An 11,659-nucleotide genomic window follows, 5' to 3' on the forward strand; every position below is an offset into this window, starting at 1 on the left:
GGCGCATCGGTTTCAATCATCATTCGGTCGAGCGGTACGTACTGAATGACTTCTTTTAAATGAGCGAAACGTTTGGCATCTGAAATCGCTCCCGTAAAACCCAGATAAAATCCGTTATCAAGATAGGTTTTGACTTCTTGCAGACTTCCTGTGAAACAATGCACAACGCCTTTTGGTAGTTTTGGTAGATAGTCTTTTGTGATATTCATAAAAGAACTAAAAGCGGCTCTTTCGTGCAAAAACAAAGGTTTCTGAACTTCAATCGCCAATTCTAATTGTGCCCTATAACATTCTTCCTGTTTGCTTCGAGGCGAAAAATCACGATCGAAATCGAGTCCGCATTCGCCAACGGAAACTACGTGTTTCTGCTGTAATAAATTCTTTAGTTTCGAAATGCTCTGCGCATCAAAACTCTTCGCATCATGCGGGTGAATTCCTGCTGTTCCGTATAATACGCCTGGGTATTGTCGGGCAATTTTGGCCGATTCTTCGCTATTTCGTACGCTTGTGCCTGTGAGTATCATTTGTGATACGTCGGCGTCGAGGGCGTCTTGTACGACATCGTCTATGTCGTTTTGGAATTGTTTGTTGGTTAAATTAATTCCTATGTCTATATATGTCATTTTTTTTAAGTTACAAAGGCTCAAAGGGACAGAGGGACAAAGGTTTCTTCTCTTTAAGTCTTATTGTTATTTTATTATTTGACCGCTAAGGCGTAAAGTTTTTTACTTACAACAGCTTTTAAACTAATAGCATAAAACTTTACTATTTATGCGTTCACAAAATTTTTTCAAGTCTGTTTTTAAAATATCATTCAAATCAATACTTTCAATAAAAGTATCACTAGTATTGCACGGTTCCTGCGAAAAACCAATTTCTCTAATACTCTTTTTAGGATAATAAAGTCTGTCTACTAATAAGACTATAAAGAGTTTTTTTCCTTGAGGACGCCACATCGAAACAAATTCAATTATTTCAGCAAAATACCATTCAATAACTTGATCACTAAAACCAACTTTTTCCCATCCATTTCTTTCAAACGCATTAATTAATGCTCTAATTCTTTTATCTTCTATTAATAGCATTCCTCAAAATTTTAAGCAATATTTAATGATATAAAATGAGAATGATCTTCGCAAGTTTTGTACTTGAAAACCTTTGCTCCTCTTTCCCTCAAAAACTAAAAATCTCCGTAATACACCTGGAAACAAGGTAGTTTTAAATCATTTCTCCAAGTATCCACCACTTGATTTCTATCATCAAGAACAAATTCTACGAAGTATTTATCTTTTATAAATTCGTTATAGATTTCAGTTTTGATAATCGAATCTTTTCGGCTGTCTTTTGTTTTACGCATGATCAGATCGTCGTATTCGATTTCGTGTTTTTGAAGGAAACGCAATGTTGGTTCTTTGTATCGGTCTTCTCTTCCTGAAACCAGCAAAATTTCATATCCTAGTTTCTTGTAATTTCGCAACACATTTGCCACTGGATTATTGATTTCGTCTTCATCACATTTGCTTGCATCAAACGGATTTCTTCCATTCATTAAAGCCAAAGTTCCGTCAAGATCACAGATAATTGCTTTTGGCAAATCTGGGTTTTGATTACAATACTCCGGAGAATCTTTAAAAAATTGACGGTGCATTTTTCTGATTACTTTTTCTCCCACTGGTTTTTCTCTCAAAGCGTCTCTTTCTATACAAACTGCCAGATCTGTATTTACTTCGATAACTTCAACCTCAACTTTTTCGTTAAATTTTGCATTGTATTCTTGAACCAATTGCGAAATACGTTTAAAGTTGGTGTCAGACAAATTTGTATCATCAATGATAATATTTTTTCCTTCTTCAAGAGATTTTACAATTAATAAATCACGTACTTTTTTAACGAACTTCTCATTACTTTGAGATGTAATTCCGTTATCAAACATCGCACGTAAATCATCCCTGTTGATTCTTTTATAGGTTTCAGGATTTTCTGCAATTATTTTTTTTGCCAAAGTCGATTTTCCGCTTCCTGGCAATCCTTTCATTAAAATTACTTTTCTCATTTTATTCTTCTTCTCTATTAAAAGGTTTTTCAAATTTTGGACGAATCATTCTCCAAATAACTTCTGAATGTTTTTTATCATCAAGCATCGAAAACAAAACGCCTGGATATTTGCAAGTCTGAAAATACAATGCGGTTTCTTTACGAGATTCTAACTCCTTGAAATCTAATTTACATTGATTTTCGATTGCTTTATACTCATTTTCCAAATCGGTTTTTGTTTGTTTTACCCAGCTGAAAAATTCATCAGGAACACGTTCTAGAATTTCTTCGAATGACTGATTTGTTTTTAAATATTCCCAAATATTCAAATTCGAAACCTGAGTAATAATTCGGTGCAAACGAAGGTATTCTTCAAACTTAATTTTTACCCGAAAATGATTGGCAAACTTAATCACAAATCCTTCTTTATTGTTTTGATTTAAAGCAGATAAAGCATGAATATCTTTGATTCCGTTTAGTTTTTGAACCAATGGAAAACCAATATCTTCAAGTTCAAATTCTTCGCCCGATTGTGTATCGATAACAGCAAGCAAAACCAGTTCTTCTAATTTTCCATAATCTAAAACGATTCGGTTTTCAGGATAAATAATTTCAAACAAATAGGTTTTGGTTTTATCCAGTAAAGCCCATGAATTTTTATATTTTCCGTGAAGCATTTCATTTGCTTTATCCGACTGTTCGCTCGAAAAAGAACCGCGACTTGCCATAAAAGGTTGATCGTTTATCCAATATAAAATTCCGAGTGAACCGTCCATTTTATCAAAAACTTCAAAAGCAGTTTCTGGCAGAATTTGATTTTCGATTTCACCCAGATTAAAAAACTTCACAAAAGGTCTTGCCACAACAGTATCGTTAGCGTCTAAAATAAGTCCGCGACAAGCTATGGTGATTTCGTTCCAAACTCGCTCAAATTGTGCACTTTGTGTATAGTTATAAATATACAAATCGTGTTCAGGGTGTTTGTTTACCTTGATATAATTCTGCGAAATCATCTCTTTTAATAATACTGTATTCATGAGTTCTAATCTTTGAACAAAGATTCAAAAACTACTGCGCAGTTATTTTGCGTAGTTAGTATTAAAAATTATTTTCATCTTCATATTTATATTCCGATTTATTTTTCATTCTTAAACTTCTGTCTTTGATAATCTTTATAAAACTAGAAAGCCATTTTTGTAAATTTTCAAAATCGGTGTTTTCTTCTCTGAAAAGATATTTTCTCAGATCTGGAAACGCATTTGCAATTTCATTTTTGGTGTACAATTCTTTTCCTTCATGAAGCGAAATGGCTTGTCCTAACTGAAATGCAATTGATTTTAGAATATCCAAATGGTTCGTATTTTTCCCGAAAGAAGCAATTTGATTCAAATCAATTTTTTCTAATGCGAGAATCTTTTCGTTTAAATCTCCTTTTAAAGCATTTTTAATTAAAATCCTGTGTTCTGTTTTACTTAAAAAAGACAAAATCATTCGGATGCTTCTCAAAAATTTCAAATCAATATCTCGAACCAAAAGTTTCGTTATCTGGTTTTCAAATTTCTGATGATGATTTTTATAAGTATAAAATAATGCATTATTCAATTCGTCTGTTGTGCCTTTGTAAACTTCAACTAAATGACCATTTCGTTGCACAGCAAGATTGGCATTTATTTCTTTTTCAGGAAAAAATGATGTTATAGATTGACTGAGTTCTTTAGATAGTGAAAGTTTTTCTAAGATCGTTTCGGGCATTTCTTCAATAAAGAAAACCAAATCGAGATCGAGGGAATTTTCAGAACCAAATATTTGATAGATTGGCAGTTTCATTTTTTAGAACTTTTCATTTAACATATCAATACATTCCTCTTTACAAGTTAAAAAACCATTTTCTGATTGAAACGCTCCAAAATTATGAATTAGTGACAACCAATGATGAATATAATTTTGTAATATTTTTTTGTCATTCTCTCCAACAACTTTTCTATAAATAAAAGGTTCCAAATCTTTGAAATGATGTACCAATTTTTTCTTGGTATATATTTCAACATCATTTTCAAGTAAAGCGATATTTTGGCCCACATAAAAAGCAATGATTTTCCAAATATCAATATCATCAGTATTCTTCTGATTGAACTGAGAAATCGAAACAAAATCTATCTTATTAAGTGCTTCCAGTTTTAAATTAAAATCGTGGATTCCTTTTAAAATTGGACGAATTTGAGTTCGATACTCCGTTCTGGTCAGCATTGTCAAAACAGTACGAACCGCTTTGTAAATAGCGAGTGTTTTATTTCTGACATGTTTTTCTTTTACTAATAATTCATGCTTTTGCTCATGCAATAAATACGTTTCGAGTAACGCATTATTAAGCAAATCAATCCATGATTTAGTAAAAATTGTATCTGTTATTTTTCCGTTTTCAATTACCGCAAAAGTTGCATTCCAATCCAGATCATATTCGTTCAAAAGTGCCAATACTTTGTTTTTTCTGTCTTCCTGTTTTTCAGGCATTTCTTCTTTTGAAATAACGATAATTACATCTAAATCTGTAGAATCATCAGAACCATAAACATAATATGGGTAAGGAAAAGTTGTTTTCATTTTGCTAATTATTTATTTAAAAACCTATATTCAAAAGTTCATTTTTTAAATATTCTCTCAAATTATTACCGAACATAATAATATCAGCTCCCCAGACAGAAATAACGGGTGAAAGATATTTATCTTCAAAAACTACCAGAACACGATGATGAAACATCGGAATATATCCTACAATTTTTGACACATCAAAACCAGCTTCAGTTAAGACTTTTTCTGCTTCAATTATATTATCATTAAGTTCTTCAATAATCCATCTTGACTTTTCATAATCTTCAGGATATTGGTAAAAAAAGTTTTCACGCTTATATTCAACATCTGATTTATCATCGGGATTAATAGAAATCCAATGTGCATCTATATTTGAAAAAATCAACAACATTTCTCTATATTCCCAAGGAAAATCAAATCCAAACAATTTTTGCAACTCATCAATTTGTTTTCTGCTGATTCCTTTTAGGAATTTAGCATTTGGTTGCATTTGAAATCCATAAACATTATCACTAATGATTTCTATTCTTTTGAAATACTTTTCGGCTTTGTATTTTATATCTTTAATCGTTAACATATTTCAATTTTAAAAGTAAAAAACCACGAATCTCATTTACAAATCCGTGGTTTTAAAATTAATCTATTAAAAGCTGTGTCACAACCGCTAGGTTCATCGCCCATTGCGCTGTGTACACCTCATCAGCGATTTCATTTTCGGTAATCGTTAAACCTTGAGCTTCCGCTTTTAGTTGTAATAAATTACCAATATTCAATTTGCTGTTCAATTTTGCCAATAGCGCCTGAACTCCTTTGAAATCCAAACCACCCACAACCTGACCTCCGAAAGTCATCTCTAACCAAACGATTTCTCTTTTGGCTACATCCAACACTCCAAAAACCAAACCTTTGGCAACATTTTGTGTCACACGAACCTGATGATCTACACACGACGGATCGTATGCAACACCTGTTCTCTCCGAAATTTTCATCGGATATTTACTATTCATCCAACCCACAACTAGATTTGGTGTAATACTTCCGTTGCTGTACGCATTACAAGTAAAAGTTACAAATTTTGCTTTGGCTTTCGCTAATTCATCGATGTTGATATTGATGTATTCAGCAGTTCCAATTTTATTCGGAATACTTCTGATATCACCACTATGCTGACAACCTGTAGTTGTTAATCGGCTGAAAGAACAAATATCTGAACGGTCTTCGTATGCGATATGACAGCTTAAATCCATATCTAAATGTTGCGCTGGCAAATCTTTACCCCATTGCATAAACAATCGCACTTCGTTTCCTTCAACTGGAAAACGGGTTCCCATTAAAGCAACTGGCAAATCCTGAACTGTATCGCTTCGATCTCCGATAGAAACCGGAATATTAAACAATTGCGGATCGATATAAATTGTTTTATTTGGATTTGAAACCGACGCAAATCGCTTTTTCATCGCCAAAATAGTCAAGTCTTCGATTTGATTTTTCATATCGTTCAACATAAAATCTTCGTACAACTTCAACAACGGATTTGATCCCACACGTTTGTTTGTTCCACCCAAAGGCTTCACACTTCTTTGCATGTTTACATCAAAGTAATTTTGTGCATACATGTTTAATGTAAATACCAATCGCGCTGGAACTTTATCGATAACTTCTTCGAAATGAGCAATAGTTTCCTTCGCTCCAAACCAAAGCATATTCGAAAACAACGAACGTGCAAACAAACCTGGACGTTGTTTCAACAATCCAAATGTTTTATCGGCATCAAATTTCAATCTTGACGAATTTACTTTGCTTTGCCAAACATCGTACACTTGGTTGTAGAATACATCCATCAAAAAATTCAATTTCTCAAATCCTTTTCTTTTGCTGTATTCTGCCAAACGCAACGCTCGGATAAAACGAACCCACATTCCTCTTTTCGGATGCATGATTTCGCACATTGTTTCTACATCCAAATCCATTTTATTCAACCAATTTGCCACCATCAAACATTCTTTTCGAGAATATTTTAGCTTCAAATCTTTTTTAGAAGCAATTCTCGCCTGAATGCTTGTATCTAACGAATTATGAAAATGCTGACCGTTTTTAGTCGTTCTTTTGATAATCGTTTTTGGTTCGATAATCTGCAACATTCCGGTATTTTTATACCATAAATAACGTAAGATATCGGTTGGCGTTTTCAAAAACTGCGAAGCCAAATCTTCATTCCCGTTTTCAATCAAAAGATCGATCACTAGCATTAAAGTTTCCTTCATTGCAATTTCAGTTTTTGGCATAGCCAAATATTTCATCGCCATTTTTAAACTATCTACTTGAGTAGCATCTAAAGCAGTTTTTGACTGTAATAACGAGATATAGAAGTTTTCTAAATCATTTTCATTCCACAATTCAAGCACTTTTAATTTGCTTCCTTGACCGATATTTTCCAATTTTCCGAATTCAAACGGAGTACCACAAAACGGGCAACCGTTATATCTTTCTAATGGAAAAGTATGATCTGGAATTATATGTCCGCATTGTAATTTTGTTCCGTTTTTTGTTTGAAAAACATTTCCAAAATACGTAATGATATGATCTATAACCGATTCATTAGTTGGCACATTCCATTCTTTTACCAATGGCGTCCAGTTTTTATCGGTTCCTAAAACTTCTCTTAGCACTTCTAAAACCTCGATTTTATAATTTGGGCTGACATTATTTAAAGCCTGTAATAACGTTTCAGAAAATGTATATCCGAGTTTTGAAACATTGGCTACGAAAACCGATGTTGTTCCTGATAAATTCTTATTATCATTCGTAATCATTTCTGATGGAATGAAAATAGCATTTTGACGTAAACTGATTTTTAATAATTCTTTTGTTTTCATTTTTTTTAATTTTTAAAATTTAGATAATGGTGCTTCTGAGTTCTACCTAAAAGAGTGTTTGAAGTAAGAAGCACTTGACCTTAAATTGGAGTGTAATGAATTAGCTGATTCAAATTGGAAGTTTGTGGGTTTCCCCGAGAAGTAAGCTAATTTTGACCCTCGCTTTTTTTACTAATGATAATTTTAAAACTAGCTGGACTCGAACCAGAAAAAACCGATTTCTAGAAGTAAGTTTCAATTGACCATTAATAGTGAAGCAGATGGGATTCGAACCCATGACCTGGACGTTAAAAGCGTAAGAAGTAAGTTTGGATTGACCTTTTAAGGATAATTTCAAAACTACCTGCTCTATCCGCTGAGCTACTGCTTCATGATATTGAATAAAAGGTAATTGTTTAAGTAATACGTGGAAAGTGTTTCGAAGTAACTCAAACTTGACCTATTTTTTCATTTTTTATTTCTATGAACGTTTGTTTTTATTTCTTGAGCAAAGATTTCTAAACTAGTACGCAATTATTTTGCGTAATAAAATTTTTGTTTCATTTTTTAGAAATACTATTTGTTTTATTTCTTGAACAAAGATTTCAAAACCACTACGCAATTATTTTGCGCAGTAAAAAAAGAATTTTAAATTTGAGTAAATATTTTTTTATTAAAACCGTGTAAGTCCCAATAGGACGGCATATTGGTGTTTTTTTTGAATTAATATAAAAGTTAAAAGTCCCAGCGGGACGAAATATTTATAGCTGTTTTCTATGCATACCTAAAAGAGCCCCAGCGGGGCGAAATATTTATTGATTAAAACAAACCAAAGTGTCGCTCCGCTGGAGCTTTACGATTGGATTTTATAATTTGCTATACATATTTCGCTTCTCCGAAGCTCTATCCAAACACATAATAATATGGATTTAAAAAAAATCTACACCGATCTACTTCTAAATATTGGTTTTCAAGATACTGAAATTCAGCAAAAATGGACTGATTTAGAAAAGGCATATTCCAAAAAATCAAGGTATTATCATAATCTCACCCATTTAAAAGAAATGATGGAGAGTTTTGAAATCTATCGTAATCGTCTTGATAATCCGAACGAAATATTGTTTGCAATTTTTTATCATGACTTTGTTTATTCGGCTTCAAAAAAAGATAATGAATTGAAAAGTGCCGAATTTGCTTTGTCGATTTTAAATGAAAATCACACTTTAAATAAGCAATTCGTTTTTGATGCTATTTGTGCTACACAACTTCATGCAAAAAATAAAAATGAAGATATTAATTGGTTAATTGATTTTGATTTGAAAATCCTTGCTAAAGATTGGGACGACTATAAAATCTATTTTGAACAAATCAGAAAAGAATATCGCATTTATCCTGATTTTCTATACAAACCTGGAAGAGCAAAAGCATTGAAACATTTTCTAGAATATGAATTTATTTTTCAAACAGATGAATTTAGGAGTTTATATGAAGAAAAAGCAAGACGAAATATTGAAAAAGAGATAATCCTTTTAGAAAGCAAAAAATAATCTCGCAAAGTCGCTGAGACGCAAAGTTTTTTTGTTTCACACAGATTTTACAGATTTGTGCAGATCTAAAAAGATTTTTTTATTATTTCAAATAATCTGTTGAATCAGCTTAAATCTGTAAAATCTGCGTGAAATAAATATAACCTTTAAACTATAGAATTTTGCACTTTCGCGACTTCGCGAGCAAAAACAACAAACAGTATGTCACAAAACAAAAACGCCTTAATTCGGTACAAAATAATCGACAAATGTCTTCAGAATAAATACAGGCAATGGACGCTTGAAGATTTAATCGAATGCTGTTCTGAAGCCTTATCTGAATATGAAGGCAGAGATATTCCGATTAGTAAGCGAACGATTCAGATGGATATTCAATTGATGCGAAGCGAAAAACTCGGTTATAATGCTCCAATCGTGGTTTACGATAAAAAGTATTATAAATACGAGGATGAAGATTTCACCATTACAGATATTCCGTTGACAGAAACCGATATGAATGTTTTGACCGAAACGGTTTCGATGTTGAAACAATTTAAAGATTTCTCTTTATTTAATGATGTGTCCGATATTTTACAGCGATTGGAAGATAAAATCTATGCCGAAAAATCGCATACCAAACCCGTTATTTATTTGGATAAAAATGAAAATTTAAAAGGACTTCATTATTTGGATGAAATCTATCAGGCAATCATCAAAAAAATGGTTCTGATTATTACCTATAAATCGTTTAAATCAAGAGAAGAAACTAAATTCCATTTTCATCCTTTTATATTGAAGGAATTTAATAATCGATGGTTTTTAATTGGAAAGACAAAAGCTTCTCAACCCATTACCAATCTTGCTTTGGATAGAATTGTTGCAATAGATTACGATTTTAACCTTCCTTATATAGAAGAAGATTTTGATGCCGAATCATATTATAAAGATATTATAGGTGTAACGGTTAATTCTGGTTTACAGCCAAGACGTATTGAACTTTGGATTGATGCTTCGAATGCGCCTTATGTCATTACAAAACCGCTGCATCCATCTCAGCGATTGATCAAAGAAAACGAAGATCACAGTATAATTGTCCATTTATTCATTACACCAAATTATGAAATGGAAAGACTTTTATTAGGCTTTGGAGGTTCGATTGAAATTTTAAGGCCAGAGGGCTTACGAAATCGTATGAAAAAGATTTTAAAACAAGCTATTTCGAGATATGAACCTGAAAACGAAACTGAGTCAAACACATAATTTTTTGAATAATCCAGAATTAAAACCAAAATAAATACAACAAAACGATTTTTACTATACTTAAATTGTTAAAATCTAAGAAAAGAATAGTATATTTCAAAATAAAATAACCAAAAATCCCAGTAAACCAAGGGAATTATTTAACTAACCAAAAATTTATGAAAAAATAATATGCATGCATAGTATTTTTTCATTATATTTGAAATCGATATAGTTACCTATGAAAGACAAAACGATAGATTATATTTTGAGAGCGACATGGCAAGCTGTTTCAAGAATGTATAATGAAGAGGCTGCAAAATACGATGCTACCATGGCAACCGGGTTTGCACTTTTGAGCATGGATAAGGAAGAGGGAACGCCATCAACCGCTTTAGGTCCGAGAATGGGCATGGAAGCAACGAGCTTGACCAGAACATTAAAATCTATGGAAGAAAAAGGTTTAATTGTTCGTAAAAAGAACCCAAGTGACGGAAGAGGTGTTTTAATCTACCTTACCGATTTTGGAAAAGAAAAAAGAGATTTATCTAAGAATACCGTTCTGAAATTTAATGAAACTGTTAGAAAACATGTTTCAGAAGAAAAACTGAATCATTTTATAGAAGTTTCCGAAATTATAAATGAACTGATTCACGATAAAAACATATTCAATCACACGAGCGCCAGCGAACTGGCGAAGCAAACTGAAAACAAAGAAAAAGAATAGCTTTTAAAGCCATTTATTTTCTCCTACAAACAAATAATTAAAGTATGAAACGCACAATTAAAAAAGTTGCTGTAATTGGATCCGGAATTATGGGTTCAGGTATAGCTTGTCATTTTGCCAACATTGGTGTTGAAGTTTTACTGCTTGACATCGTTCCGCGCGAGTTGACAGAAGCTGAAGCTAAAAAAGGATTAACGCTTGAAAGTAAAGCCGTTCGCAACCGTGTGGTAAATGACCATTTGGCGAACTCATTAAAATCAAAACCCTCTCCTATTTACAGTCAGAAATTCGCAAGCCGAATCACAACTGGAAATACGACAGACGATATGGCAAAAATTGCCAATGTTGACTGGATTATTGAGGTTGTTGTAGAAAGATTAGATATTAAGAAATTAGTATTCGAACAAATCGACAAATTCCGCAAGCCGGGAACTTTGGTTACTTCTAATACTTCTGGTATTCCAATTCACTTCATGAGCGAAGGAAGAAGCGAAGATTTCCAACAACACTTCTGCGGAACGCACTTTTTTAACCCTGCGCGTTACTTGAAATTATTTGAAATTATTCCTGGTCCAAAAACTTCAAACGAAGTATTGGATTTCTTAAACGAATACGGTTCTAAATTCTTAGGAAAAACTTCGGTTGTTGCTAAAGATACTCCAGCATTTATTGGAAACAGAATTGGTATT

General features: G+C 32.6%; 12 protein-coding genes and 1 tRNA gene. 4 read left to right on the forward strand and 9 right to left on the reverse strand.

Translation table 11 applies throughout. The features are described 5' to 3' along the window. The 9 genes from VGE71_RS14195 to VGE71_RS14235 form a co-directional block, all read right to left on the reverse strand. Positions 1-623: TatD family hydrolase (locus VGE71_RS14195; protein WP_331138924.1), on the reverse strand; the 623-nt coding region annotated here is incomplete at its 3' end. 123 nt (positions 624-746) lie between these two features. Continuing rightward, complete coding sequence (locus tag VGE71_RS14200) at positions 747-1,085, reverse strand: hypothetical protein (RefSeq protein WP_331138925.1); 339 nt, start codon at positions 1,083-1,085, stop codon at positions 747-749. A gap of 95 nt (positions 1,086-1,180) precedes the next feature. Continuing rightward, entirely contained in the window at positions 1,181-2,053 is an 873-nt protein-coding gene (locus tag VGE71_RS14205; protein ID WP_331138926.1) for an AAA family ATPase, read from the reverse strand. A 1-nt stretch (position 2,054) separates the two neighbouring features. Further along, positions 2,055-3,071: an RNA ligase gene (locus VGE71_RS14210; protein WP_331138927.1), complete on the reverse strand. Its 1,017-nt coding sequence runs from the start codon at positions 3,069-3,071 to the stop codon at positions 2,055-2,057. A 61-nt stretch (positions 3,072-3,132) separates the two neighbouring features. Continuing rightward, a complete protein-coding gene (locus VGE71_RS14215; RefSeq protein WP_331138928.1) occupies positions 3,133-3,861 on the reverse strand; it encodes a hypothetical protein in 729 nt (242 codons plus the stop codon). Between the two features lie 3 nt (positions 3,862-3,864). After that, a complete protein-coding gene (locus VGE71_RS14220; protein WP_331138929.1) occupies positions 3,865-4,635 on the reverse strand; it encodes a hypothetical protein in 771 nt (256 codons plus the stop codon). A gap of 16 nt (positions 4,636-4,651) precedes the next feature. Further along, the gene (locus VGE71_RS14225) at positions 4,652-5,200 is read right to left on the reverse strand and encodes a hypothetical protein (protein ID WP_331138930.1); all 549 of its coding nucleotides are present in this window, start codon (positions 5,198-5,200) and stop codon (positions 4,652-4,654) included. Between the two features lie 58 nt (positions 5,201-5,258). After that, on the reverse strand, positions 5,259-7,499 hold the full coding sequence (locus VGE71_RS14230) for a hypothetical protein (protein WP_331138931.1): 2,241 nt from the start codon (positions 7,497-7,499) through the stop codon (positions 5,259-5,261). A 252-nt stretch (positions 7,500-7,751) separates the two neighbouring features. Next, positions 7,752-7,869: transfer RNA gene (locus VGE71_RS14235), tRNA-OTHER, on the reverse strand. Positions 7,870-8,401: 532 nt separating this feature from the next. Here VGE71_RS14235 and VGE71_RS14240 point away from each other — a divergent pair. The 4 genes from VGE71_RS14240 to VGE71_RS14255 form a co-directional block, all read left to right on the forward strand. Further along, positions 8,402-9,025, forward strand: coding sequence for a hypothetical protein (locus tag VGE71_RS14240; protein WP_331138932.1), 624 nt, complete (start codon positions 8,402-8,404; stop codon positions 9,023-9,025). 201 nt (positions 9,026-9,226) lie between these two features. Next, complete coding sequence (locus VGE71_RS14245) at positions 9,227-10,264, forward strand: WYL domain-containing protein (RefSeq protein WP_331138933.1); 1,038 nt, start codon at positions 9,227-9,229, stop codon at positions 10,262-10,264. Between the two features lie 220 nt (positions 10,265-10,484). Then, positions 10,485-10,970 carry a MarR family winged helix-turn-helix transcriptional regulator gene (locus VGE71_RS14250; RefSeq protein WP_331138934.1) on the forward strand — a complete coding sequence of 162 codons (486 nt, stop codon included), beginning with the start codon at positions 10,485-10,487 and terminating at the stop codon, positions 10,968-10,970. Between the two features lie 44 nt (positions 10,971-11,014). Continuing rightward, on the forward strand, positions 11,015-11,659 hold a 645-nt coding region (locus tag VGE71_RS14255; protein ID WP_331138935.1), incomplete at its 3' end, for a 3-hydroxyacyl-CoA dehydrogenase family protein.

The organism is Flavobacterium sp. (genome assembly GCF_036405015.1).
GTDB lineage: Bacteria > Bacteroidota > Bacteroidia > Flavobacteriales > Flavobacteriaceae > Flavobacterium.